This window comes from Aeromonas sp. Y318-3, assembly GCF_027706185.1.
Classification (GTDB): Bacteria; Pseudomonadota; Gammaproteobacteria; order Enterobacterales; family Aeromonadaceae; genus Aeromonas; species Aeromonas veronii.
On sequence record NZ_JAPDCN010000008.1, the window covers coordinates 154,615 to 181,164 of the forward strand.

The window sequence follows — 26,550 nt, forward strand, 5'->3', positions numbered from 1 at the left end:
AATAAGCAAATGGAACCCTTTGTAACAGTGGCGTTGTCCGGCTGCTTTCTTTGCCCAATCATGGAGCTAGCGTGCATAAAGCCTATTTCTGGATTGGGGTGTGTATGCCAGTGGTTGGGAATGTTTGAATCCAGTTTGTAGCTATTAGACGAGAAATAATCTTATTTGATAGTAATTCCTATTTGCGTGTAGCATGGGCGACACACTCAACGAGGAGCCCCATCGTGTCCCCATCTCTGCCTCCCAATCGTCCCCGTCTGCTGACTGTCAAAGCCATTACCCAGGTCACCCCCCATTTGCGTCGCATCACCTTTGGTAGCAGCGAACTGGCTGACTATCCCTTTACCTGCGGTGGAGCCCATATCAAGGTGATGCTGGCCCAGCCCCATCAGGTAGAGCCGGTGCTGCCTGTCATGACCCCGAGCGGCCCGCGCTGGAGTGACCCGGCTGACAAGCCGGTGATCCGCACCTACACCATCCGCGCGTTTCGCCGTGATGAGCAGGAAATTGATATCGACTTCGTGCTGCACGGTGACGGCGGGCCCGCCAGCGCCTTTGCTACCCATGCCAAGCCGGGAGAGAAGGTGATCCTCTCCGGGCCGGGTGGTCCCAACCCCATGCTGCAATCGGCCGATCACTACTGCTTGGTGGGGGATCTCACCGCCTTGCCCGCCATCATGGCGATGTGTGAGGTGATGCCTGCCGATGCCAGAGGGGAAATTGCGATTCTGGTGCCGGATCAGGCCGATGCTCAGCCGTTGACACTGCCGGTCGGGGTGCGCTGTCACTGGTTTGTCGGCGAGCCCGAGTCCAGTGGCCTGCTGGAGCATGTGATTGCTCTGCCGCTGGTGCGCGATGGTGGCTTCTTCTGGCTGGGTGGGGAAGAGGCGCTGGTGCTGCCGCTGCGCCGCCATTTTCGGTCTGTGCTCGAGGTGGATCGCCAGTCGCTCTACGCCGTGCCGTACTGGCGGCGGGGCAAGAGTGAAGAGGCCTATCACCAGACCCGTCACGATGTGATGGATAATTAAGCGGATGCGAAAGAATACCTGATTCACGCTTGCAAATAAAAATGATTTGCATTTAGTATTGCGCCGTCCCGATGTCAGTCGGTACGGCGCTTTTGTTATTGATGGCTGCGAGTGGCATAGCACAACGCAGGGCCTGCCGTAATGCACTGATGTTCGGGGTGATGGGGCATGGACGACTGTTCATGCCAATGAACTCCATCACTTTGCACCGGGTCTGGCGAGGTCAGACAGGGATGTCGGTGGTGTTGGCCTTGGTTGTTTTATGTGGAGTGTTGATGATGCGTACATCATCCCGACGATTTGCAGTGCATCCGCTGGTGTTGTCCCTTTTTGCCCTGCCAGTTCTGGCCCAAGGGACTGCGCCTGTCACCGCTCATGAAACTATGGTGGTGACGGCGAGTAAAACCCGGCACAGCGAGCTGACCGCCCCGGCCAGCGTCTCTGTGGTGACCCGGGCCGAGCTCGACAAGCTCAATGTCAATGATCTGACCGGCGCTCTGAAACAGTTGCCGGGGGTCAATATCAGCCCTGCGACCAGCTACGGCCGCAGCGAGATCAAGTTGCGCGGGCTGGAGGGGGATTACACCCTGTTGCTGGTCAATGGCCGGCGAATCAGCTCCCGCGATGCCCTAACCTCCGGTTATGGCAATGATTTCGATCTCTCCGCCATCCCGATGGCGGCCATCGAGCGTATCGAAGTGATCCGTGGCCCCATCTCCTCCCTCTACGGTGCCGATGCGCTGGGTGGGGTGGTCAATGTCATCTTGCGCCAACCCGGGGAGAAGACCGAAGCGGCGGCCACCTATACCTTCAGTGACCCCACCGACGGTCACGGAGGGGATATCAACAAGGCGAGTGCCTATGTGGGCGGGGCGCTGATCGACAACAAGCTGCTGGCCAACCTAGTGGTGGAAGGGAACCACAGGGATGCCTGGCAGAGCGAGCAGAGCATCAACCCCAAGGCCGATGCCATCGAGCAGCGTGAAAAGCTGGGGATCCTCTCCAACGTCAAATGGTTGATCGATGATCGTCAGGGTCTGGATGTAGGGATGAACTACGCCAAAGACGATCGGGAGGCCCACTGGAACAACTACGGCCAGACGCCGCGCAATATCCAGCAGATGGAGCGACTGGGGCTCAATGCCACTCACGTCGGCCGTTGGGATCAGTTCGACAGCCGGGTCGGCTATGCCTTCGAGCAGGTTGACCTGTTTGACGACTCCGAACTGATGACGGCGCTGAGCAAGACCAGCGGCGATGTGAGCCAGACCAACCACACCTTCGATGGCCAGCTGAGCGGTAATCTGGGCAGCCACCTGCTGACCAGTGGTGCCGAGTACCGCATCACCGAACTCAAGCATAACGTCAACCTCAAGGGGGGTGATGTCAGCGTCAACCAGAGCGCGCTCTATCTGCAGGATGAGTTTGGCTTTGGCGATCTGGCGTTGACACTGAGTGGCCGGGTCGATCACCACGAGACCTATGGCACCGAGTTCAGCCCCCGCGGTTATGCCCTCTACAGCCTGACTGACAACTGGGTGGTCAAGGGCGGCATTGGCAAGGCATTCAAGGCACCGACCATTGCCCAGTCCAACCCGGATTATGCGGTAGCCGCCTGTCGCGGTCGCTGCGCTGTGGTGGGCAACCCGGACCTGAAGCCGGAAACCGCCGTCAGCTACGAGCTGGGCACTGCCTATGATGGTTCGTTCTGGGGCGCCGGGGTTACCGCCTTCCACAACGATATCAAGGACAAGATCCAGAGCGAGGCATGGACCTCCACCTGGCGTCCGGCGGTGATGACCTATCAGAACGTCAGCAAGGCCCGCATCAAGGGGGTGGAGCTGAGCGGCTGGTTTGATCTCACTGATAACCTGACCCTCTCCAGCAACGTCACCCTGATCGACGGGGAGGACAAGACCAGCGGCAAGGATCTCTATCGGACGCCGGAGCATACCGCCAACGCCAAGCTGGAGTGGCAGGTCATCGAGAGCCTGAGTACCCAGCTCGGCTGGAACTACACCGGCAGCCAGATCCTGCCGGTTCCGCGCATGAGCGGCACCACCTATGAGACCACCGCCGGATTCCACACACTGGATGTCGGGGCAGTCTGGAACGCCACCCGGGCACTGGATCTGAAGTTCGGACTCAACAACCTGACCAATACCAAGCGTGACTGGGTTGCCACCGAGGCTGATCAAATTCTCGACGGGCGCACTGTCTATGCCGGTGTGGCCTACAAGCTGTAATGGCTGAGCGGGAGCCCGCACTGGCGGGCTTCCTTTGTTGTCAGGGGATCACCTCGGGTGACGACTTTTATTAAAACCACATGTATTTCAACAAGATGGCATTGCGATCATAAGGAGTTAAAGGGTGTTTAGAGACCAGACCTCGCTGTTCTGGCTGGGATTGTTCCTCCTGTTCGTACTGCTTTCTCTTTCGCTCGCCACCGGTGCGGGTGTCTATGGTGCTCGCGAGGTGCTCGGCTACCTGATGGGGGATGCCCGCTGGGCTGGCGACGAGAAGCTCGCCATGGTGCTCAATACCTTGCGACTGCCGCGCACCCTCTGTGCCATGGTGGTCGGCGCCTCTTTATCTCTGGCGGCCTCCTTGTTGCAGAGCGCGACCCGCAATCCGCTGGCGGAGCCCGGTCTGCTCGGGGTCAACGCCGGGGCCGTCTTTGCACTAGTAGTGGGGCTCACCTGGTTCGGGGTAGAGTCTGCCTATGGCTATCTGCTCTGGGCCGGACTCGGTGCGCTGCTCGGCAACGTGATTGTGCTGGGGCTTGGCATGATGATTGGCCGCTCCAACCCCCTCAAGCTGATTCTGGTCGGGGTGGCGCTCTCGGCCACCTTCGGCGGTCTCTCCAGCTTTTTGCTGCTCTCCAACAAGATGGTGCTGGAGCAGTACCGCTTCTGGAACCTCGGCTCCCTGTCGGCGGCCAATCTCGATGCCATCATTGCCGTGCTGCCCTTCGTGCTGGCGGCGTTTGTCATCACCTTGCTGCTCTGTCGCCAGCTGACCCTGATGCAGATGGGGGACAGTCAGGCCCAGGCGCTGGGGATCCGCCCAAACCGGGTGCGAATTGGCGTGCTGTTGGCCGCCACCCTGTTTACCGCCAGTGCCATCGCCATCGCCGGTCCCATCGGCTTTGTCGGCTTTCTGGCCGCCTACTGTGGCCGACTGGTAGAGCCGGTTAGGTTGTCGGTGCAGGTCTGTTTCTCCGCCCTGTTCGGCATGCTGTTTCTGCTGTTGGCCGACATTCTGGCGCGCTGGCTGATCCAGCCGTTCGAGCTGCCCAATGGCGTCATTCTGGCCCTGATTGGCGCACCTGTGCTGATCGCCATTGTTCATCGCGGGGGCTTTCGTACCCTGCTGACCGTCAAGTGAGGGGCTGATGCGCACACCTACCGATATGCTCTGCCTGCGGGCCGGCAACCGCTCTTTGCTGGTCCATCTGCCGAGCTGGCGCTGGCTGGCTCTGCTGGCCATGGCGCTGCTGGCACTTGCTCTGCTGGCCCTGAGTGTTGGCGGCGGCAAGCTTGGCTTGGCCGGGGTGGTCAACACCCTGCTGGGGGAGGGGACGCGGCTTGAGCAGCTCACCCTGTTCAAGATCCGGCTGCCGCGCATTCTTGGGGTCATGGTGGCGGGTGCCGCCATGGGGCTCTCCGGCTGTCTGGTGCAGACGCTGGTTCGCAACCGGCTGGCCACACCCGACATGGTGGGGGTCAACAACGGGGCCTCTCTGGCCATCATCATCTTCTCCCTCTATCTGACCGTGGGCAGCTGGCCCTGGTGGGCTGCCCCCATCGGCGCTATCTTCGCGGCGCTGGTGCTCTATGCCCTCTGCCGCAAACCGGGTGAGCAGGGCTATCTGTTCGTGGTGATCGGTATCGGCCTCTCCGAGCTGTTCGAGGCGCTCGGCCAGTTTGTGATGTCCACTCAGGCCCTGCTGCACCTGAGCTCCCTCTATCTGTGGAATATGGGCAGCTTTATCGCCGTGGGTTACAGCACCATCACCCCCATCGCCATCCTGTTGCTGCTGCTCTGCCCCTGGATCGTCTATCTCTCCCGCGCGCTGGCGGTGCTGCGCTTTGGTCCCGAGATGGCCAGAGGGCTTGGCGTCAACGGCGATCGGGTACAACTGGGCATTCTGGCCCAGGCCATTCTGGTGGCGGCGCTCGGCACCGCCATCGGCGGGCCCGTGGTCTTTATCGCCATGGCGGCCCCCATTCTTGCCTCCTGGCTGGTAAAAGACCGGGTGGTGCCGCTCTGGCTGGCGGCGCTTAGCGGCGCCCTGCTGCTGCTTGCCAGTGATACCCTGGTTCGGGGGCTGGCCAGCCCCCACGAGGTGGCGACCGGTATCATGACCCGCATTCTCGGTGGCCTGTTGCTGCTGTTTCTTCTTGTTAACGATCGCCAGAGGGCTGACTGATGACGCTCACCGTAAATCGCCTCCACTTCGCCTATCAGCAGACTCCCATCCTGCGGGACATCTCCTTCAGCGTGCCAAGGGGCAAGCTGGTGGGGATCGTCGGCCCCAACGGCTGCGGCAAATCGACCCTGCTCAAGCTGCTCTCCGGCCAGATGAAAGCCCAACGCGGCGAGATCCTGCTCAAAGGCAAGCCGCTTGCCAGCTACCCCATGAAGGGGCTGGCGCGGGAGCTCGCCTATCTGCCCCAGCGGCCGACCCTGCCTGCCGGCATTCTGGTGGAGCAGCTGGTGCAGTATGGCCGCCACCCTCATCAGGGCTGGTTCAATCAGTGGGGTGAGGAGGATGCCCGCATGGTGCGTATTGCCTGCGAGCGAATGCAGCTTGAGGGGATCTGGCAGCAGAGCGCTGCGTCCCTCTCCGGCGGGCAGGCGCAGCGGGCGTGGCTGGCGATGATCCTGGCGCAGGACAGCGACATGGTGCTGCTCGACGAGCCCACCAGTGCCCTCGATATCGGTCACCAGACCGAGGTGATGGAGGCGATCCATCGCATCACGGCCGAGGGCAAAACCGTGCTGCTGGTGATCCACGATCTGGCGATGGCGGCCCGCTACTGTGACGAGCTGATCGCCATCGGCGAGGGGACCATTGCCGCCATGGGCCCGGCCCGGGAGGTGGTGACCAAATCCCTGATCGACCAGCTCTACCAGACCAGTGTCGACATTCTGCATGCCCCCGGCGACGGGGCGCCCATTATCGTACCCCGTCGCCACGAACATGGCCGCACCCTGCGTTCGGCGAGTTGAGTCATATGGGCCTGTTCTGTGGGCCCAACGAGTATATTCACGCGGCCGATTATCCGGGCCGTGCAACGAGAAGGAGTGAGATGATGAAGCGTTTTGCCGCCCTGGCAGCAGCCATCCTGATGCTGGCCGCGCCGCTGGTTCAGGCGCAGGAGATGCGTGAAGTGACCGATGCGTTTGGCCAGAAGGTGCAGGTGCCAGTCCAGCCAACGCGGGTGGTGGTGCTGAGCGAGCTCGAACTCGACAGCACCCTGACCCTGGGGCTGACCCCCATCGGCGCCGTCAATGGCCGTGGTCAACCCACCTTGCCCCGCTATTTGCTGAACAAGGCGGGCATGGGGATCCAGGTGATCGGCGATCTCGACAGCCCCAATCTGGAGTCGCTGATTGCGCTGGAGCCCGACCTTATCCTGACAGGCCAGACCCGTCCAGAGCTGCTGACCTTACTGGGGGAGATCGCGCCGACCGTGGTGACCAGCAAGTGGGGTGAGCCGTGGCAGGATAGCTTCCGCCGCACCGCCCACACCCTCAACCGCGACCAGCAAGGGGATACTTTCTTGCTGCAGTATGCCGAGCGGTTGACTCAGGCCCGCAGCAAGCTGGCCAAACATCAGGGGGAGAGCATCAGCATAGTGCGCTGGAACCCCAAGGGGCCGAGCTTTATGTATCAGGGCACCTTTGCCAGCAGCGTAGTGGAGTCGATGGGCCTGGTGCGTCCGGACAAACAACAGGGGACTGGCGCGCCCCACTCACCGGCGCTCAGTCTAGAGTCCCTCAACCTGCTGGATGCTGACTGGCTGGTGGTCGGCACTCTGAGCGCCAGCGGTGATGCGGTGGATGCCATGCGTCAGGCGGAGCAGACCCCGGCGTTCCAGCAACTGCCGGTGATCAAGGCAAAGCGCTTTGGTGCCGTTGACGGGTCGCTCTGGACCTCCAGCGGCGGCCCGCAGGCGGCCCTCAAGGTGATCGAGGATGTGGAGCAGTTGCTGGCAACCCGCAGCTGAGTGCTATCGCGCGCCAGAGTTTGACCCAACGAACAGGTTGAGCAAAAGAAGAGGGAGGCTGATGCCTCCCTCTTGCGTTGTCACTGTCTATCGTGACCTCTTCGGCGAGCCAGAGCCGTTTATTGCGGTTGGATGGCTGTCACTGTGAGCTTGCCGCTCTGGCTTTCGGCATGAAAGTGGATGGCATCCCCCACCTTGAGCCCTTTGAGCTGGGCCGGATCTGCCACTCGAAAGACCATGGTCATGGCGGGCATCTTGAGATTCTCGATCGCCTCGTGCTTGATGCCGACCTTGCCGCTCCCCTCATCGAGGCGGGTAATGACCCCCTTGGTCATCACCATTGCGCCCTGTTCGCTCATCTCACCCGTCTGACTCATATCGTGCCCTTCATGGTGCATCATCTCTTCGGCTTGCAGGCTGGTGTGGGTAGCAAGGCCAAGCAGCAGGGTCAGGGTCAGCGTCTTGTAGTTCATGATGGTTTCCTCATAGTTCAGTCAATATGGATCGTGAAATCGGGTTATTCGGATTGCGGGTTCGCGCCCTTGCCAAGGCTGCGGCTGCGCCACAGGTAATAGGCCGCTGGCAGCACCAAGAGGGTCAGCACCAGCGCGCTCACCATGCCGCCGATCATGGGGGCGGCGATGCGCTGCATCACTTCGGATCCGGTACCGTGGCTCCACATGATGGGCAAGAGGCCGGCGATAATGGTCACCACCGTCATCATCTTGGGACGCAGGCGCAGGGCGGCGCCGTGGATCACCGCCCGATGCAGACCCGCCTTGTTCGGCTTGCCACTGGCCACCAGGTTATCCCAGGCATGGTTGAGGTAGACCAGCATCAGGACGCCGGTCTCCACCGCCACCCCGGCCAGAGCGATAAAGCCGACCCCGACTGCCACCGAGAGGTTGAAGTCGAGCAGCCAGAGGGTCCAGATCCCCCCCACCACCGCCAGCGGCAAGGTGGTGAGAATGAGCAGCACCTCCTGAGCGCGGCGAAACGCCAGATAGAGCAGCAGCACAATGATGGCGATGGTAAGCGGCACCACGTAGGCGAGGCGCGCCTTGGCCCGCTCCATGTACTCGTATTGGCCAGACCAGGTGAGGGCGTAGCCCGCCGGTAGCTCCAGCTGCTTGCCCACCTCTGCCTTGGCCTCATCGACGAAGGAGCCGATATCGCGGCCGCGAATATCGACGTAGACCCAGCCGTTGAGGCGCGCGTTTTCACTTCGCAGCATGGGGGCCTCATCGCTGATGTAGACCCGCGCCACGTCCGCCAGCGCGATGCGCGCCCCGCTCGGAGTGACCACCGGCAGCAGCTCGAGGCTCGCCACCGAATCGCGATAGCTCTGGGGATAGCGCAGGTTGACGGGGTAACGCTCGCGCCCCTCGATGGTCTGTCCCACCTCCATGCCGCCCACCGCGGTGGCGAGCACTGCCTGCACATCTGCGATGTTGAGGCCGTAGCGGGCCGCTTTCAGCCGGTCGATATCTACCTTGACGTAACGGCCACCGGCTACCCGCTCGGCGTAGACCGATGAGGCGCCCTCCACCTTGCCGACGATCTGCTCAAGCTGCTGGCCGAGCTGCTGGATCACCTTGAGGTCCGGCCCCGCTATCTTGATGCCGACCGGAGTCTTGATACCGGTGGCCAGCATGTCGATGCGGGTCTTGATGGGAGGCACCCAGGCGTTGGTGAGGCCGGGGAAGCGGATAAGGGAATCCAGCTCCTCCTTGAGCTTCTCCGGGGTCATGCCGGGGCGCCACTGGTCGCGGGGCTTGAGCTGGATGCTGGTCTCCATCATCACCAGATCGGCGGGGTCGGTGGCCGATTCGGCGCGCCCCGCCTTGCCGAACACGTTCTGCACTTCGGGCACGGTGCGAATGAGCTTGTCGGTCTGCTGCAATATCTCTCGCGCCTTGCCCACCGATATATTGGCTGCTGTGGTGGGCATATACATGATGTCCCCCTCATCGAGCGGCGGAATGAACTCGGAGCCCAAGTACTTGAGCGGCCAGAAGCCCGCCACCGTCACCACGGCGGCGACAGCCAGAGTGGTTTTCGGACGGGCCAGCACGGCTTTAAGCAGCGGTACATAGCCTTGACTCAGCCAGCGGTTCAGCGGATTGGCTTGCTCCGCCAGCACCTTGCCACGGATGAAGTAGCCCATGATCACCGGCACCAGCGTGATGGCGAGAGCGGCCGCGGCGGCCATTGCGTAGGTTTTGGTGTAGGCGAGCGGGTGGAACATCCGCCCCTCCTGCGCCTCCAGCGCGAACACCGGCAGGAAGCTGATGGTGATGATCAGCAGGGAGAAGAAGATGGCGGGCCCCACCTCGATGCTCGCCTCGGTGATGATACGCCAGCGGTTCTTGTCGGTGAGCGCCTCCCGCTCCATGTGTTTGTGGACGTTCTCGATCATCACGATGGCGCCATCCACCATGGCGCCGATGGCGATAGCGATGCCGCCGAGCGACATGATGTTGGCGTTGATCCCCTGCAGGTGCATCACGATAAAGGCGGTCAGGATGGCGATGGGCAGGGAGATGACCACCACCAGCGACGAGCGCAGGTGGAACAGGAAGGCGAGGCAGACCAGCACCACCACTGCGAACTCCTCCACCAGCTTGCCGGAGAGGTTGTCGATGGCGCGCTGGATAAGGTCGGAGCGGTCGTAGACGGTGACCACCTCCACCCCCTCCGGCAGGCTGCTCTTCAGCTGGGCGAGCCGCGCCTTGACCCTGTCGATGGTGTGCTGGGCATTCTCGCCATAGCGCATGACGATAATGCCGCCTACCACTTCCCCTTCGCCGTTGAGCTCGGCGATGCCGCGCCGGCTCTGGGGGCCGGTGACTACATCCGCCACGTCACCCAGCAGCAGTGGGGCGCCGCGCACATTGGTACCGAGCGGGATCTGCTTCAGATCCTCGACGCTTTTCAGATAGCCGTTGGAGCGCACCATGTACTCCGCTTCCGCCATCTCGATGACGGAGGCGCCGGTCTCCTGGTTGCCCTGCTTGATGGCGGTCTCGATTAGGGAGAGCGGAATGCCGTAGGCGCGCAGCTTGTCCGGGTCGACCCGCACCTGATACTGGCGCACCATGCCGCCCACGGTGGCGACCTCTGAGACCCCATCCACCGTCTGCAGCTCGTACTTGAGGAACCAGTTCTGCAGCGAGGTGAGCTGGCTGAGGTCGTGCTTGCCGGTTCTGTCCACCAACGCGTACTGATAGACCCAGCCCACCCCGGTGGCATCGGGGCCGAGCTGGGGGCGGGCGGAGGCGGGCAGGTTGGGCGCAACCTGGCTCAGATACTCCAGCACCCGGGCGCGGGCCCAGTAGAGGTCGGTGTTGTCGTCAAACAGCACATAGACGAAGGCGTCGCCGAAGAAGGAGTAGCCGCGCACCGTGGTTGCCCCCGGCACCGCCAGCATGGCGGTGGTGAGCGGGTAGGTGACCTGATCCTCAACTACTTGGGGCGCCTGGCCCGGATAGGAGGTCTTGATGATCACCTGCACGTCGGAGAGATCCGGCAGGGCGTCCACCGGGGTCTGTTTGACCGACCAGAGCCCCCAGGCGGTGAGCATGAGGGTCAATAGCAGCACCAGAAAGCGGTTGCCGATTGACCAGCGAATGATGGAAGGGATCATGATCTGGCTCCTTCCTCTTGGCGTGGTGTGAACGTCAGGACATGGTTGCTAGTAAAGCGGCAAGAGATCGAGAGGATCATGACTTCTTCTCCATCTCGGGCATCGCCATCTGATGCTGGCTATGGTCCATGCCTTCCATCTTGCCCATATCATCCGATGCAGGCTTGGTGGCGTCGCCGTCAGTAGCGGGTGCCTTCTCCTGATAGATTGTGGTGATGCGGTACTCATCCCCCTCCTGCATCACTTGCAGATGCAGGGTCTGCCCCTCGGCCAGCAGGCTGATGTCGACCCCCTCGGCAACGCTGAACTCCATCTCCATAGCGGGCCACTGCCACTCGGGGATGGGCTGGTGGGAGACCATCAGGGTACGGTTGGCCAGATCGATGCTTTCAACCTCACCCTGGGTCCATACCTGGGCTGGGCGCACCGCCGTCATGCGCTGGAAGTCAGAATCGATGGCCGACTCGGAGTCGAGCAGGAACTGGGCAGAGCTGACGATGTTATCCCCAGCCTCTACCCCTGCCTTGATGGCAACCTTGTCGCCAAACTGGGGGCCGAGAGTGACGGCGACCGACTTGAAGTTGCCATCCCCCAGTGCCAGCACCAGCCGATCCTGACTGCCGGTGCGGATCACCGCTTCGCTTGGCACCACCAATTGCGGCTCTCCCTGCCCGGTGCGAATGCTCACCTTGGCAAACATATTGGGTTTCAAAAACTCGTCCGGGTTGTCAAAGCGCAGCCGCACCTTGAGGGTGCGAGTAGCGGCATCCAGGGTCGGATAGAGGTAATCCACCTTACCTTGCCAACTGCGACCGGGGGCATAGTCGAGAGTCATGGTGACCGGATCCCCCACCTTCAGCTGGGCGGCCTGGCGCTCGAACACCTCGGCACTGACCCACACCTGCTTGAGGGTGCTGATGTTAAACAGCGCCGCAGCGGGCTCAACATACTGGCCCTCGCGCACCTTGAGTTCGGAGACATAACCGCTGCTGGGGGCGTAAATGCTGATGGTTTCGCGCACCTGACGGGTGCGCTTGAGGGCTGAGATTTGATCTGCCGGTACCTGCAGGGACTTGAGCTTGCCCTCGGCGGCGCGGAGCAGCAGTGGGTTGGCTGTGTTGAGTGCCAGCAGGTATTCGTGCTGGGCGTTGACCAGATCCGGCGCGTAGAGCTCGTAAATAAGGCTCCCCTTGCTCACCTGCTGCCCCTCGCTCTTGATGGCGAGGGTGCGGATCCAGCCCGCCATGCGGGCGTTGATCGCCTCCAGCCGATCCTCGTCATACCCGACATAGCCCACCGTCTCGATCTGCTGGTGGATAGGCAGTCGCTCGACCTTAGCCAGTCGCACCCCCAGGTTCTGCTGGATCTCGGGGCTGATGGTGACGGTGCCCGGTGAGCCGTTTTTTTGTTCCTCATAGACGGGGATAAAGTCCATCCCCATGTTGTCCTTGGCGGGGGCATCGCGCTTGTCGCGGGGATCCATGGGGTTGACCCAGTAAAGGGGCGTCTTCTCTTTGGCGCTTGCGCCATCGGAGGTCTGTTTGGCGGCCCAGTAGCCGCCACCGGCGCCAAGGGCGAGCAGCAGGGCCGACATCAGGATGATCTTGTTCATGACAGGCCTCCGGCGCGGATCTGCATGCAGAAAGTGCAGGAGGATAAGGCGCCCGCAAAGGCAGCAACCTTGGACGGTGAAAAGTGGGCTGGTGACATAATACGTCTTCTCTTTTGCAGGCCGCCGGTCGGGTGAGGTGCAAGGCATCACCCAAGGGGCTGGCGGCAAACGGGGCGCAGCTGTATCAGTGCGCACGGCTCCCTGTGAGCGGACCGGTTTGGCCGGGGCACAGGGTCAGGCAAGGCGGCAGGAAACGGGCAAGTTAAAGCTTGCCTGTGCCGCAAGAGAAGGACTTTCTAGTGGCGTAACACCGACAGCATCAGATGTCGGCGCGGCCAGGAAGGAGGGTGAGTACCGCGGGATCGCAGGAAGGGATCCCGCAACCAGTTATCAAGCAGTGACGCTGCGACGTTGTTGCCAAGTAGAAAGGGAAAGAGCAGCAGAGCGACCAGTACCCCAAGCAGAGTCATCGCGCCGAAGGAGGGGGCATTGATGCCTGTCTGCATCTGGCACTCATCGCCCATGGCTGACCCCTCGTCTCCCTGATGGCAGGAGAGGGGCATGACATCGCCCGGGTGATCCATAGCAGGCATTGCATGAGAGATATCGCCATCCGCCATCGCCATGGATGAATCGAACATCACCATCGACTGGGCGCTGCTTGGGGTCGGCTCGGAGGAGAGGGGAGAACCATGCCAGCTGATGCAGAGGGTCAGATTGCAGACGAGCAGCAGCGCCAGCAATAGCCGGGCCAGAGCAACAGAGGGCAATCTTGCAGCAAGCTGGGTGAGTGACAATCCGGGCATCCTTTGGGAGCAGATGGCGGGACTGTAAACCTTGCCACGAGGTGAAGGTCAATGGCGCCGGTGATGTAATAGAGGTGCTGTGTTGGGGGGAGGATATTTAAGCAATGCTTAACCATTGCGTATGCCCAACCCTAATGAAGCATGCCCCTCATCCCGTTAGGATGCCCCCTGTCAGTTACCACGATGGCGTGATGGTTCACTCTTTTGCTCCGGCATAAATGACTGCGGCAGGAGTGCTTGCCGACCTTATCCATCCCGTGACGCCATGAGCGAGCAGTATAAAGCTGCAGGTCTCCCGGATGCTGACAATCAAAGAGTCAAACCGTGTTTTTGAGCAGCACACCTTGCCGGGTGCTCACCATGTTCACTATTCAGGAGTATTGAAATGCAGCCACGACTGCTGTCGCTGATGCTTGCCGCTTTGCTGAGTCCATCAGCCATGGCTGGCGGCCTTGCCCTCTACGAGACCAGCACTGCCAACAGTGCGCTGGCCAACGCAGGGTCTGCCGCCCGTGCCCAAGGGGCAGATACTATCGCAAGCAACCCGGCCGCTATGACCAAACTGGAAGGTACCCAGTTGCAGGTCAATGGCGGTGTGGTATACGGCGACCTTGAGCTGGATCTGGACAACGGCGGTAACAACGGTGGAAATGCCCTGCAGACAGCGCCGCTCGGCAGCCTCTATCTGACTCATGCCATCGACGATCAATGGGTCGCAGGTCTCGGCGTCTTTGGCAGTCACGGTCTGGGTATCGATTATGGTGATGGCTGGGATGGTCGTGGTTATACCCAGTCGGCCAAGCTGACCGGCATCGCCTTTGCTCCGAGTCTGGCGTACCGCATTGACTCAAATTGGTCAGTGGGAGCCAGCCTGATCGCCATGAATGGTTCGATGGAAGCCTCTGTGGATCTGACGTCCGGGATGGGGGACGGGCGGGAATTCTCCAACAGCGACTGGGCGTATGGCGCCTCATTCGGGGTACTTTACGAGCTGGATCAGCACTCCCGTATCGGCTTGAGCTACTTCTCCGAACTGAAGTGGGAGCTGGAAGATCAGCTCTTCCCACGTGCTGATGTGGCAGGTCTAGGGGTCGATATCATGATTCCGCAGACCATTACGCTAAGTGGCTATCACCAGCTCAACGACCAGTGGGCCTTGCTGGCCAGTGCCAACTGGCAGCAGTGGTCCCGTTTTGGCGATATCGGTGTGGCATCTGCCATGGGCAGCCAAACCATTGATATGAATTACAAGGATACATGGCATGCCAGCCTGGGGGCACAGGTTGATGTCACCCCTGCACTGCGTTTGAGCAGCGGAATAGGCTATGACAGTAGTGCCGTGAGTGATGAGTACCGTACTGTGATGCTTCCAGTGGGTTCTGGTTGGCGCTGGGGGCTGGGGGCCAGTTATCAGTTGAGCCCAGCCACCAAGGTGGAAGCCAGCTATACCCTGGCCTGGCTGGGTGATATGCCAGTGGATCAGGACGGGATCGGTCGCCCGCACTTGTCCGGCAGCTACAACAACAGCTACCTGAACTTCTTCAACATCGGTGTGCAACACCAGTTCTGAGTTGTGAGCCTTGCAAGCCTTCACTGATTGGGGGCTTCTCCATCCTGCCCGTCGCGCCGATTCGGCGCGTTATTAGCCAGGTGGCTCGTGAGGTCCACTTGTTTGCTCATCCGTTACTCAAGGAACAACATCAAATGTCATCACAATCAACCTCTGCGTTAGCGCGGTGGCTTTGGCGCCTGACGTTTATATTGGTCACGGTCGCTCTGGTTGTCTTCTTCTCGAAAGGTGCCCACATCTATCCAATTGAGGCGACCAGGTTCAACCATGCTTTGCCAGCCATCATGGTACTGCTTGATTCCGAGATCTTTATGGGGGTGATTACTGTGATCACTCTCTATGTGGTCCTCTATCTGGTCTATCTGCTGTGGCAACTGCATGAGATCGCTGTGCATCGTGCCAAGGTGTCCGAGTCGGTGCATATCACCCTGGTGTTTGCGCTCTCCTTGTGCGGACTGTTTATCGACAAGACCTGGTGGGTGCTTGCCGTCATCATCGCCTTTGCCCGTTGGGATGTGCTGAGCGAGCGGATGAGCCTTATTATCGGCCATGGTATTCGACGTGGCCGTCATGAGGGGGAGGCATCATGAAAGAGATCCTGCTGCCCTATATCCTGATCGTCTGGTTGCTGGTCAAGCTGAACATATTGCCTTGGAACCTAAAAACGGGTTTTTGGAGTACCGCAATTGGCGCGTTATTGGCGCTTGGTTTGTTGACTACCTCTCGCCATTTGGCTCCGGTGGATTTTACCGATTCGGCGACGGTCAAGGCACCTCATGCGGTGTTGGGACCCTTACTAGGCATCAACCAGTTTCATCAGATAGATCAGATTTATGTTGCGCATAATCAGCGTGTTGCGCGTGGTCAGCCCATTTATAGTCTTGCGGACTGGGAGAGTAACGGTAAGTCTCAGGCGTTGAGCTATCAGATTGACGCCCAGCATGCCCAGGTGGCGTCAGAGGTAAGCCAGCAGAGAGCGATCCAGTCACGACTGAACCTCAATCACAAGGAATTGGCTCGGCTGACCCAGTTGGGTAACTTTGCCAGTATTCAGAGCCGTGACCAGCTGCAGACCCAAATTGATGGCGATCTGGCGCAACTGAGTGCCAGTGAAGCGAAGGTTCAGGCGATTGAAGCTCAGGTGTTGAATCTAGAGACAGAGCTGGCCTTGCAGGAGCGACGGAATGAAGAGAAGGTGATCAGGGCTCCGTTTGATGGTCAGGTCTCGATAGTCAATATTGCCAGCGGTTCCCGTACCGGCAACATGCACCTATACGACACTTCTCGCAAGTTTCTGGAGTTTCGCATTCCGGATCAGAGTTTTCGCAACATATCACCAGGCCAGTTTGCCGAGTTTTATGTAGATGCCTATCCCGGGCGCATCTTTCGGGCACGGGTGCACTCAGTACTTACTGGTACGGGGGAGGCCCAGATGAGTGTTGCGCAGGGGGATCAGGATGTACGGCAGCATGTGGGCAACAACATGTCGAGCCATGGCCGAACAGTGGTACTCGACATGCTGGTGCCGGACGGTGTGGACCTGCCAATTGGGGCAACCGGCTCAGCCTGGATTTCGGCACATAAACCCCATCCGCTGCTTGGCTTTATCGACATCATCGGTGCCGCCACCGTGCGTCTCAAGGCGATGAAGGCCTATCTGTTTGCGATGTAACGGAGTGACATAAAAAAGCCCCTCCGTGAGGGAGGGGCTTGGTGAGCGAGACCGCAGTGGTCAGGCCCGTTTCTCCGAGCGGCGCATGATGAGCCGGAAGAAGAGCGGGATAAAGAAGATGGCGATAAAGGTGGCGGCCAGCATGCCGCCGATGACCGGCCAGCCGAGGGCGTGACGGCTTGCCGCACCGGCCCCGCTGGAGGTGACCAAAGGCACACAGCCGAGGATGAAGGCGAGCGAGGTCATCACGATGGGACGGAAACGCAGGCGCGCCGCCTCCAGTGCCGACTCGATGAGGCTCATCCCCTCTTCGTGCTTCATCACCGCGAACTCCACGATCAGGATGGCGTTCTTGGCGGCAAGGCCGACCAGGGTCACCAGCCCGATCTGGAAGTAGACGTTGTTGGTCAGCCCCACCAGCCAGGTGGCGAGCAGGGCACCGAACAGGGCGAACGGTACCGCGGTGATCACCGCAAACGGCAGGCTCCAGCGTTCATACTGGGCGGCCAGAATGAGGAAGATCATCACGATACCGAAACCAAAGGCCATGCCTGCACTGCCTGCGGCCGCTTTCTCCTGATAGGCGGAGCCGGTCCACTCCAGCTTGGCGTCGTTGCCAAGAGCCTCATTGGCGACCTCTTCCAGCGCAGCGATGGCCTGACCCGAGCTGTAGCCTGGGGCGGGCTGGGCCATGATCTTGGCGGCCTGGAAGATGTTGAAGCGTTCGACCAGTTCGGGGCCGGTGGCATCACGCACCGTCACCAGACTGCTGAGCGGGATCATCTCCCCCTTGTCGGAGCGGACATAGACGTTGCGGATGTCGCTCTTCTTGGCGCGATAGTCTGCCTCGGACTGCAACTGCACCCGGTAGGTACGGCCGAACTGGTTGAAGTCGTTGACATAGACCTGGCCGAAGGTGGCCTGCATGGTGTCGAATACCGCGTTGATCGGCAGCCCCAGCGCCTTGGCCTTTTCGCGATCCAGGTCCAGATAGACCTGCGGCACGTTGGCGCGGTAGGTACTGGTGACGCTGGCAAACTCCGGGCGCGCCTTGGCCGCTTCGAGGAAGCGCTGCACTTCGCCTGAGAAAGCCTGGGCGTTGCCGGTGCCACGGTTTTGCAGATAGGCCTCAAGGCCACCTGTGGTGGACATCCCCTGAATGGGAGGCGGGTTGAAGGAGGCGACAAAGCCATCCGCCAGCCCCATCAGGCTCAAGCCCTGGAAGGTCTTGGCCAGCGAGAAGGAGTCCTGTCCGGCCCCCTGACGCTCACTCCAGTCCTTCAGGGTAATGAAGGTCATGCCGCTGTTGCTGATGATGGCATTGGAGAGAATGTCAAAGCCCGAGAAGGTGATCACATCCTTCACATGGGGGTTGGCCATGGCGATCTTGTCGAACTGATCCGCCACTGCCTGGGTCCGGCTCATCGCGGCGGCATCCGGCAGCATGACGGCGGAGATGAGGTAGCCCTGATCTTCGTTCGGTACCAGTTCGCCCGGCACTTTCAGGAAGAGGCCGTAGATGGAGAGGATCAGCACGCCGATGATGGCAAAGGCGACCCCCACCCGACGGTTCAGGAAGGCCACACCGCGTACATAGCCGCGGGTCAGCTGGTCAAATTTTTCGTTGAACCAGACGAAGAAGCGGGCCGGTTTGTGGTGTCCCTCTTTCAGCAACACGGCACAGAGGGCCGGGGAGAGAGTCAGTGCCACCAGACCGGAGATGGCGACCGAGACCGCGACCGTGATGGCGAACTGCTTGTACATCACCCCTGTCATGCCGCCCATAAAGGCGACCGGCAGGAACACGGCGCAGAGCACCAGCACGATGGCGACCACCGGACCGGAGACCTCCTGCATGGCGAGGATGGCAGCCTCTTTGGCGGAGCACTTCTTCTCGCTCATGATCCGCTCGACGTTCTCGAGCACCACGATGGCGTCATCCACCACGATACCGATGGCGAGCACCATGCCGAACAGGGTCAGCAGGTTGATGGAGAAGCCCAGCACCAGCATGCCGGCGAAAGTCCCGATGAGCGACACCGGCACCGCGATACAGGGGATCAGGGTGGCGCGGAAGTTCTGCAGGAACAGATAGACCACCACGAACACCAGCACGATCGCCTCGAACAGGGTGTGTACCACCTCTTCGATGGAGATCTTCACGAACTCGGTGGTGTCGTAGGGGATCTGGTACTCGATATCCTGCGGGAAGCGCTCCTTGAGTCGCTCCATGGTGGCATGTACCGCATCGGCAACCGCGACGGCGTTGGCGCCCGGTTGCAGATAGGTGGCAATACCGATGGCCGGTTTGCCGTTGGCGCGGGCGACCAGATCATAATCCTTGCCCCCCAGCTCGACCCGGGCGACATCGCGGACCCGGATCTTGGAACCATCGGGCATGGAGCGGACGATGATGTTCTGGAACTCCTTCACATCCTCAAGGCGCCCCTTGGTCTGCACAGTGTAGGTGAAGTCGATGGGGGCCGTGGTGGGTTGGGCACCGATCTTGCCCGCCGCGAACTGGGTATTCTGCTCGCGAATGGCGCCAATCACGTCGCTCGGGGTGAGCTCGAGCTGGGCCAGTCGATCCGGTCGCAGCCAGATACGCATCGCATAGTCGGTACCGCCAAACAGAGTGGTATCACCGATGCCAGGAATCCGCTTGAGCTCGTCGATGATGTTGAGCAGGGCGTAGTTCGACAGATAGGTGGTATCAAACGAGCCGTTCGGTGACTGGAGGGTGACCACCTGCAGGATGGAGGTCGATTTCTTCTTGACCGTCACCCCCTGCTTTTTCACCTCTTCCGGCAGCTGGGCCATGGCGGCCGAGACCCGGTTGTTGACGTTGATGGTGGCCTGATCCGGATCGGTGCCGATCTCGAAGTAGACGTTGAGGTTCATCTGGCCGTTGGAGGCCGACCCCGACTGCATGTAGATCATCCGCTCGACGCCGTTGATCTGCTGCTCCAGCGGTGCGGCGACAGTCTGGGAGATCACCTCCGGGGTTGCGCCCGGATAAAACGCCGTGACCGAGACCACCGGCGGGGTGATCTGGGGATATTGCTCGATGGGGAGCGCCCGCATCGCCGCCAACCCGCCCAGCACGATAATGATCGAAATCACGCTGGCGAAGATGGGGCGTTCTATGAAGAACTTGGAAAACATACGGGCTCCTTACTTGGCCGCAGACTGGCTGACCACCTTGCCGGTGATCGCCTTCATCTCGTCGGCAGAGACAGGTTTCACCACAGCGCCGGGGCGAGCCTTCATCAAGCCTTCGACGATATAGCGCTCACCTGCCTGCAGGCCGCTCTCGATCAGCACGCCGGAGTCGACTGCCGCGCCCAGGGTCACCGGACGGGGCACCACCTTGTTGTCGGCATCGACCACCATCACCATGCGGTCAGCCTGGGACTGGACGATGGCGCGGGGCGGCACCACGATGGCGTTTTTGCGCAGGCCCAGATCGATGGTCATGCGGACAAACTGGCCGGGCAGCAGTACGCCGTCCTTGTTGTCGAAGATGGCACGGGCACGGATGGTGCCGGTCTGGGGATCGACCCGGTTGTCGGAGAAGTTGAGCTTGCCCGCCTCCGGGTAGATGGAGCCATCGGCCAGACGGATATGGGTGCGCCAGGTGGTGGCATCCTTCGCCTCAATCACCCCTCTCTTTACCGAGTTTTCGAAGTTGAGGCGATCCTGCTCCGAGTAGGAGAAGTTGACGTAGAGCGGATCAAACTGGGTGATGGTTGTGAGCAGGCCGTTGTCGCCGCTGGTGGAGATAAGGCTCCCCTCGGACTGGGAGCTCTTGCTCGCCATGCCGTTGATGGGGGCGGTCACCTGGGTGTAGCTGAGGTTGAGCTCCGCCTCTTTCACCTTGGCCTGAGCGGCCTGATGGCTGGCGATGGCCGCTTCGTAGTTGGCGATGGTGTCGTCATAGTCCTTGCGACTCACCACCTGACGCTTGAAGAGGGGAATGATGCGATCCCGGTCGGCACGGGCCTTGTTGAGACGGGCCTGCTCCTGAGCCAAGGTCCCTTTGGCCTGCTCCAGTGCCACCTTGTAGGGCTCCGGGTCAATCAGAAACAGCTCCTGACCGGCGGTAACCGGCTGGCCTTCCACATAAGTGCGCTTGAGCAGGATGCCACTGACCCGGGAGCGCACATCGATCTCGCGAAAACCGGCGGTCTCTCCCACCATCTCGGTGGTGAGCGGCACATCGGTCAGCTTGACCTCGGCGACCACCACAGGTACGGCGGGCATGGTCTGGGCCGTCTGGGTCGTCTCGCCGCCACAGGCACTCAGACCGCTGATCAGCGCCAGGGTCAGCAAGCTGCGTTTGTAAACCTCTCTTCCGGCATTGGGCACCTTCATCATCACACTCCTGTTGGATCGATTTCGGCTGCTGCGTTCAGCATGTTTCTCCATACACATCATTAACTTCATGATTAAAAAAACAACTTATTTATGATTGGAATGGGAGATGATAGGGCGGCAACCTTGAACACAACCTTCTCAAAGTGGCAATTAGGGTTGCCGATTGACGAAAAAAGTCTGACTTTTCCTATTTGGGCGGGGGGGCTTCGGGGATGTTCATCCCGGGCCCGGGCTCTTCGTAACCGTATCACGCCAGCCACTCCTTGCTGCAAAAAATAAGGTGCCATAAGGCACCTTGTCTGAATGGGGTTTTTACGCCCTTTTATCGCAGGCAACCGCGAGCCGCTTCACAGTTTACGAATTCGTCGCGGCTCATCGGTTAATCTTGCGCCGTATCAGGCGAAGCAGGCCCAGATGGGGGCGTGGTCGGAGGGTTTCTCGATGCCGCGCAGCTCGTAGTCGATGCCGGTCTCGGTCACCTTGTCCTTGAGAGCATCGGAGGCCATGATGAGGTCGATGCGCAGGCCACGGTTCTCGTCAAAGCCCTTGGAGCGGTAGTCAAACCAGGAGAAACGCTCGCACTCGGTGGGGTTGGCGGCGCGGAAGGTGTCGGTGAGGCCAAACCCTTTCAGTCGCTCCATCCATTCGCGCTCGATGGGCAGGAAGGAGCACTTGCCATCCCGCAGCCAGCGCTTGCGGTTAGCTTCGCCGATGCCGATGTCGAGATCGGTGGGAGAGATATTCATATCCCCGATCAGCGCCAGCTGGTCGTCCGGGGTGTGGTTGGTCTCGAGGTAGTGCTGCAGATCCTCGTAGAACTTCTGTTTGGCCGGGAACTTGGTCTCGTGATCCTGACTTTCACCCTGCGGGAAGTAGCCGTTCATCACCTTGATGAGAGAGCCGTCTTCGCGCTCGAAGGTGGCCATGATCATCCGGCGCTGGGCCTCTTCGTCGTCGGTGGGGAAGCCTTTCTCCACCTTGACCGGCTTCTGCTTGCTCATGATGGCCACCCCGTAGTGGGCCTTCTGGCCGTGAAACTCCACGTGATAACCCATGGCCTCCACATCGGCCAGCGGGAAGGCTTCATCGTGCACCTTGATCTCCTGCAGGCCGATCACATCGGGCTGGTGCTTGTCGATGATGGCTTGCAGTTGGTGCAGACGGGCGCGCAGGCCGTTGATATTGAAAGAGATGATCTTCATGTCCGGGATGCTCATGTCATTTTTATAAGTCGCTATTGGACTAGGAATCGGCGGTGGATGCAAGTTCGGGGGCTGTGACTGGTGCAGCGGCTTGGTAACCTGTTCACGATCCGTCGCGAGAGGCTGTCAGCAAGGTGAAGCGCAGCGCAGGAACCGGATTGTATATGTATACATGAGCACTCTTGGTTACAAAAAAGCGAGCAGCACATGAGCCTTGATCACAGCCTCGCAGTAGGATCGTGGACAGGTTTTTAGCGGGTCATCTTCTTGACGAAAACCACCACAAACAGCGCCAGCGTAAAGCTGCCGGTGAAGGCCTCGAAGGCGGCAAAGATCCTGGAGAGGCCAACCGGAGTGAAGTCGCCGTACCCCAACGTGGTGAAGGTGACCACGCTGTAGTAGAGGCATTCGAGCAGGAAGATGGCATTTTGCTCGAGCGGGGCACCGGGCTGGTAGATGAGGTGCTCGCCCTGAAAATGCAGTCCGCAGAAGAAGTAAAAAATGCTGCAGATAAAGATGAGCAGCAACGAGAAGAGCACCACCCGCATCGGGGCCTCGCCATAGCCGCAGAAGAGATCGACCACCCAGGAGGTAAAACGCTGGGTCGACCAGAACGGCAGTTGCAGGCGGCGCATGGTGAGCTCCTGCTGGATATAGTTGCCGGACATGGTGAAGATCCCCTGCGCCTCGGAGGCTTTGCGCAGATCCCGGTAGGTCTCTTCCGCCTCCTTAAACCAGATGCGCGCCTGTTTGGGATCCCGTTCGCGGCGCCCCTTGCGATCCTGCATCACCCGTTTGCCGGTCTGCATGTTGTCGAGCCGGGTGTTGTGCCAGCGGATGCCGAGCAGGTTGACGTCATCGAGGGTAGCGCACTGGAGGTTGGCATCACTGAGATCGGCTTTCATCAGGCTGCCGCCCTTCATGCGCAGGCCGTAGAGGTGACCACCGCGCAGGTTGGCGCGATAGAGGTTGCACTGCTCCAGCAAAAATCCCTGATCGGACTCCTTGTTGACCAGATTGAGGCCCGCCAGATTGGCCCGTGACAGCTGCAGGCCGTGGCAGAGTCCGCCAGCGCGAACGTACTGTTCAAGCGCCTCGGCGCTGCGGGCTTCCTGATGGGTATGGTGGGGATCATGCCAGTGGCAGAGATCGTGCTCGCCAGCCTCTTCACTGCAGTGGCGGCCATCGGCCACCAGATAACGACACATCGCCATCTTCGTTTCCCTCGCATTGCCGAACTGGTTTCAGCATAGGCGGGGAAAAGGGGGGGCGGCGGGGTCTTAGCTGAACTGGTTGAACTCCTGACGCAACTTGCGAAAACGCTCCTGCTGGGCCGGGTTGAGGGGGATGCCGTCGAGCACGTCCAGAGTGTCTTTGCACTCGGCACCAAATTCCGGACTCTTGCGGTTTTTCTGCATCAGTTGCAGCAGCACCTGGATCTTGTTGAGAGCCGCACCGGTATTGGCGGGGGCGCGGCGCAGGGCCTCGCGAAAATGACCGAGGGCCTGCTCCAGCTCGCCGCTCTGATAGGCCTTGATCCCCAGATCGTTGAGCTGCTGGTAGCGCTGACGCCGCTCCAGCACCGTCTTGTCATCGCGGGTTGCCTGAATGCAGGTGGTGAGCAGCCGATCTTCGTCCTCCGCCAGCAGCCCTTGCAGGCTTTCGGCATATTCGAACTCGCCGAGCTGATAGAGGGCAAGGATGGTTTCGCCAAGCAGGACGGGGGGCATGGTGGCCGGTTCATCGAGCCAGTTCTGGTTGGCGCGATAGAGCATCTTCTTGCCCTTGAGCAGCTCGCCCAGCGCAATCTGCACCCGGGCCTGACAGATCTGCTCGAACACCGGGTAGTTGAACTCCGACATCATCAGCGAATCGCGGATGCGCGACAGGGCAGAATTGACCTGCTTTTGCAGGTTGGCGATGTGGTAGCTGTCGTTGCTGTTGAGGGCGTAGAGGGTCAGGGTCTGGATATAGGCCCCCAGATAATGGGGCGTGCGGTGGATGGAGTTGCGCGACAGGTCGATCAGCGACATCAGCACATCCTTGGCCTGGGCGTAGTCGTGGCGCTGCAGGCACACCTCCGCCAGTCGTCGGGAGAGTTGCACCGACTGGGGGGAGATATCCACCGCCCGTCTGAGCTCCTGCTGCGCCTGCTCGTCATTGCCAAGGGCCAGCAGGGATTCCGCCAGCCAGAGGTGAGCCTCCACCATCAGCGGAGTATTTTTGAGGGTCGCCTGCAGATGGCTGACCGCCTCTTCGTGGAGCCCCAGGGTGTTGCACGCCTTGCCCAGCGTCAGGCGGGCCCAGCTGTTCTCCTGCCCGGCCAGCAGCTGGCGCATTAAAGAGCGCGCCTCCTGTGCCTGACCCAGCTTGAGGTGGGTATCGGCCTGCAGGCAGCGGCAGTAGTTGGCAAAACGGGGCACCGCATCGGCCCGCTCGGCACAGGCGGTAATGAGGGCTGCCAGATTGTCATCGGCCAGCGCGGTAAAGACGCTGGCCAGCGCATTGCGCCGGGCGAGGGCACGCTTCAAGCGAAACGAGAACTGCTCCTGAGAGAAGGGCTTCATCAGGTATTCGTCGGGCTCGGCCTCCAGCGCGCTCAGTACCATGGCGCGGGAGCTGTCGCCACTCACCATGATCACCACGCTCTGGGGCGGGATCAGATCTTTGTCGCGCAGGCTCTCGAGCAACTGGCGGCCATTCTCGCCAACCCCCAGATCGTAATCGATGAGATAGATGTCGAAACTGCCCTTCTGGCAGCGGCGCCGCGCATCCTCGGCGGTATTGGAGTAGGTGATGTTGCTGATACCCAGATTGAGCAGCATCGCCTTCATCATCACCTGAAACGAGCGCTGTTCATTGACCATCAGAATGCGTTGTGGCTTGGGTGGGCTCTTTTTTTCTGGCTCTTGTTCAGGTATCTGCATCTGTCTGGGTCGAGGCGCTGCGGGCTGATGGGAGAAAGTGTGCCACCAAAGCGCCCGAAGAGGCAATTGGCCAAGTTGTCGATTGCGAACCATCTCCGTTTATCCGCCTTTTGCCCGCGATGAGTGAAAGAAAAAGGCCCTGTTGCCAGGGCCTTGAACTCACCGTTTTTTCTCTGCCAGATAGGGAGCAAATTGCGGCGTGTACTCAGCCTTGAACCCCTGTTCGGTCTTGATGATGAGATAGACCGCCAGCTGGTGCTGTTTGGCAAATGCCATCCCCGCTTCAGGCCCCATCACCATCAGCGCGGTATCGAGGGCATCGGCCTCCAGTGCGGTCGGGGTGATGACGCTGGCGGAGACCAGCTTGTGGGTGACCGGCTGGCCGGTGGCGGGGTCGATGATATGGGAGTAACGCTGGCCATCCAGCTCGTAGTAGTTGCGATAGCTGCCCGCAGTGCTGAGCGCCATGCCGTTGGGGATGACGATATCGGAAAACGCTCCCGACTGATCGGAGGGTTCGACGATGGCTACTTTCCATGGCGAGCCCTTGCTGTTGTTGCCCTTGCTGCGCACCGCACCGGCCACTTCGATCAGGTAGTTGTGTACCCCCTTGCCTTCGAGCAGGGCGGCAATCTCGTCAGAGGCGGCCCCCTCGCCAAGGGTGGAGAGGTCGAGATAGAGATCCGGGATCGTTTTTTCGAGCAGGAAGTGATCCCCTTGCGGGGTCAGGGTCAGCTTGTCGATGCCCACCTTGTGGCGGGCGGCGGCGATGGCCGCCTCATCGGGTCGCTTGACCGGCCGTTTGTCCGGGCCAAAGCCCCACAGATTGACCAGAGGCCCCACGGTCACATCCAGCTTGCCGTCGGTCAGCTTACCGGCATCAATCCCCTGCTGGACTATGATGGCCATGGCCGGCGGGATGGCAAACGGGGTGTTGGCGGGCCCTTGATTGAAACGGGAGATGAGCGAGCCCGGATCGTAGGTGGAGATCTCCTTGTTCATCCGGGCCAGCAGGCTCTCTACGTCGCTTTTGAGGGAGGGCTCCCCACCGGGATAGCTATCGCTCAGGGTCACCACATAGTAGGTGCCCATGGTCTTGCCCTGAATACGAGTCTGGGCAGGCGGGGTGGGCTGGCAGCCGGCCAGCGCCAGCAGCAGGGTCAGCAGCAGGCCGCGCAGGGCTGCCACAGGGGTTATTGCATTCATCCGGCGCTCTCATCTGGAGAAGGTTCATATCGGGGCGCTAGCTTAGCCAAGGGGCGCCCTTCGGGCGAGCCCTGATAGGGGTAATCGGAGGGAAAAGGGCAGAAAAAATTAAACATTTTTGAACCTGTGGTGGGAGTGGGTCGTATCGTCCCTCCGTGAGGGAGAGAGTGGCGAGTAGAGCACCGTCTGGTGACCTGGCCCGCAGCTTTAGCCAAAAGCCATAGCCGATTGAAGACAATTGAGTAAAATGAAGGTCGATTTAGACGGC

19 protein-coding genes are annotated in these 26,550 nt (G+C 60.5%); 9 read left to right on the forward strand and 10 right to left on the reverse strand.

Annotated features, from left to right (window positions below; translation table 11 throughout):
- The first annotated feature begins 224 nt into the window (after positions 1-224).
- The 6 genes from OKB77_RS13055 to OKB77_RS13080 all read left to right on the forward strand — a co-directional run bounded on the left by OKB77_RS13055 (position 225) and on the right by OKB77_RS13080 (position 7,264).
- Complete coding sequence (locus OKB77_RS13055; RefSeq protein WP_247823103.1) at positions 225-1,028, forward strand: siderophore-interacting protein; 804 nt, start codon at positions 225-227, stop codon at positions 1,026-1,028.
- Positions 1,029-1,306: 278 nt separating this feature from the next.
- A complete protein-coding gene (locus OKB77_RS13060; RefSeq protein ID WP_110302644.1) occupies positions 1,307-3,274 on the forward strand; it encodes a TonB-dependent receptor domain-containing protein in 1,968 nt (655 codons plus the stop codon).
- A 124-nt stretch (positions 3,275-3,398) separates the two neighbouring features.
- Positions 3,399-4,415 (forward strand): FecCD family ABC transporter permease, encoded by a 1,017-nt coding sequence (locus OKB77_RS13065; protein ID WP_110302427.1) that lies wholly within the window; start codon positions 3,399-3,401, stop codon positions 4,413-4,415.
- Positions 4,416-4,422: 7 nt separating this feature from the next.
- The gene (locus OKB77_RS13070; protein ID WP_042055510.1) at positions 4,423-5,460 is read left to right on the forward strand and encodes a FecCD family ABC transporter permease; all 1,038 of its coding nucleotides are present in this window, start codon (positions 4,423-4,425) and stop codon (positions 5,458-5,460) included.
- Positions 5,460-6,263, forward strand: coding sequence for an ABC transporter ATP-binding protein (locus OKB77_RS13075; protein WP_042055512.1), 804 nt, complete (start codon positions 5,460-5,462; stop codon positions 6,261-6,263). Before OKB77_RS13070 ends, OKB77_RS13075 begins: the two co-directional genes overlap by 1 nt.
- A gap of 83 nt (positions 6,264-6,346) precedes the next feature.
- Positions 6,347-7,264, forward strand: coding sequence for an ABC transporter substrate-binding protein (locus OKB77_RS13080; RefSeq protein ID WP_042055514.1), 918 nt, complete (start codon positions 6,347-6,349; stop codon positions 7,262-7,264).
- 119 nt (positions 7,265-7,383) lie between these two features.
- Here the strand turns inward: OKB77_RS13080 and OKB77_RS13085 are convergent, their stop codons facing one another.
- From OKB77_RS13085 to OKB77_RS13100, 4 genes are all read right to left on the reverse strand, one after another.
- The gene (locus OKB77_RS13085; protein WP_042055517.1) at positions 7,384-7,737 is read right to left on the reverse strand and encodes a copper-binding protein; all 354 of its coding nucleotides are present in this window, start codon (positions 7,735-7,737) and stop codon (positions 7,384-7,386) included.
- Positions 7,738-7,781: 44 nt separating this feature from the next.
- Entirely contained in the window at positions 7,782-10,910 is a 3,129-nt protein-coding gene (locus OKB77_RS13090) for an efflux RND transporter permease subunit (protein WP_270817798.1), read from the reverse strand.
- A gap of 76 nt (positions 10,911-10,986) precedes the next feature.
- Positions 10,987-12,522, reverse strand: coding sequence for an efflux RND transporter periplasmic adaptor subunit (locus OKB77_RS13095; RefSeq protein WP_270817799.1), 1,536 nt, complete (start codon positions 12,520-12,522; stop codon positions 10,987-10,989).
- A 296-nt stretch (positions 12,523-12,818) separates the two neighbouring features.
- Positions 12,819-13,319: a hypothetical protein gene (locus OKB77_RS13100; protein WP_247823098.1), complete on the reverse strand. Its 501-nt coding sequence runs from the start codon at positions 13,317-13,319 to the stop codon at positions 12,819-12,821.
- A 394-nt stretch (positions 13,320-13,713) separates the two neighbouring features.
- Between OKB77_RS13100 and OKB77_RS13105 the strand changes: the two genes are divergently transcribed.
- The 3 genes from OKB77_RS13105 (at position 13,714) to OKB77_RS13115 (ending at position 16,570) form a co-directional block, all read left to right on the forward strand.
- Positions 13,714-14,898, forward strand: a complete 1,185-nt coding sequence (locus OKB77_RS13105; protein WP_247823097.1) for an OmpP1/FadL family transporter — start codon at positions 13,714-13,716, stop codon at positions 14,896-14,898.
- Positions 14,899-15,032: 134 nt separating this feature from the next.
- Positions 15,033-15,488 (forward strand): hypothetical protein, encoded by a 456-nt coding sequence (locus OKB77_RS13110; RefSeq protein ID WP_005353240.1) that lies wholly within the window; start codon positions 15,033-15,035, stop codon positions 15,486-15,488.
- Complete coding sequence (locus OKB77_RS13115) at positions 15,485-16,570, forward strand: HlyD family secretion protein (RefSeq protein ID WP_270817800.1); 1,086 nt, start codon at positions 15,485-15,487, stop codon at positions 16,568-16,570. Before OKB77_RS13110 ends, OKB77_RS13115 begins: the two co-directional genes overlap by 4 nt.
- Before the next feature lie 60 nt (positions 16,571-16,630).
- Here the strand turns inward: OKB77_RS13115 and OKB77_RS13120 are convergent, their stop codons facing one another.
- The 6 genes from OKB77_RS13120 to OKB77_RS13145 form a co-directional block, all read right to left on the reverse strand.
- Positions 16,631-19,735 carry an efflux RND transporter permease subunit gene (locus OKB77_RS13120; protein ID WP_042056447.1) on the reverse strand — a complete coding sequence of 1,035 codons (3,105 nt, stop codon included), beginning with the start codon at positions 19,733-19,735 and terminating at the stop codon, positions 16,631-16,633.
- Between the two features lie 9 nt (positions 19,736-19,744).
- On the reverse strand, positions 19,745-20,944 hold the full coding sequence (locus OKB77_RS13125; RefSeq protein WP_040067923.1) for an efflux RND transporter periplasmic adaptor subunit: 1,200 nt from the start codon (positions 20,942-20,944) through the stop codon (positions 19,745-19,747).
- A gap of 398 nt (positions 20,945-21,342) precedes the next feature.
- The gene (gene xthA, locus OKB77_RS13130; RefSeq protein ID WP_040067922.1) at positions 21,343-22,149 is read right to left on the reverse strand and encodes an exodeoxyribonuclease III; all 807 of its coding nucleotides are present in this window, start codon (positions 22,147-22,149) and stop codon (positions 21,343-21,345) included.
- Positions 22,150-22,400: 251 nt separating this feature from the next.
- Positions 22,401-23,363 (reverse strand): ion channel, encoded by a 963-nt coding sequence (locus OKB77_RS13135; RefSeq protein ID WP_069555464.1) that lies wholly within the window; start codon positions 23,361-23,363, stop codon positions 22,401-22,403.
- 66 nt (positions 23,364-23,429) lie between these two features.
- A complete protein-coding gene (locus OKB77_RS13140) occupies positions 23,430-25,076 on the reverse strand; it encodes a tetratricopeptide repeat-containing response regulator (RefSeq protein ID WP_270817802.1) in 1,647 nt (548 codons plus the stop codon).
- A gap of 159 nt (positions 25,077-25,235) precedes the next feature.
- Complete coding sequence (locus OKB77_RS13145) at positions 25,236-26,282, reverse strand: FAD:protein FMN transferase (protein ID WP_270817804.1); 1,047 nt, start codon at positions 26,280-26,282, stop codon at positions 25,236-25,238.
- Positions 26,283-26,550: the final 268 nt, after the last annotated feature.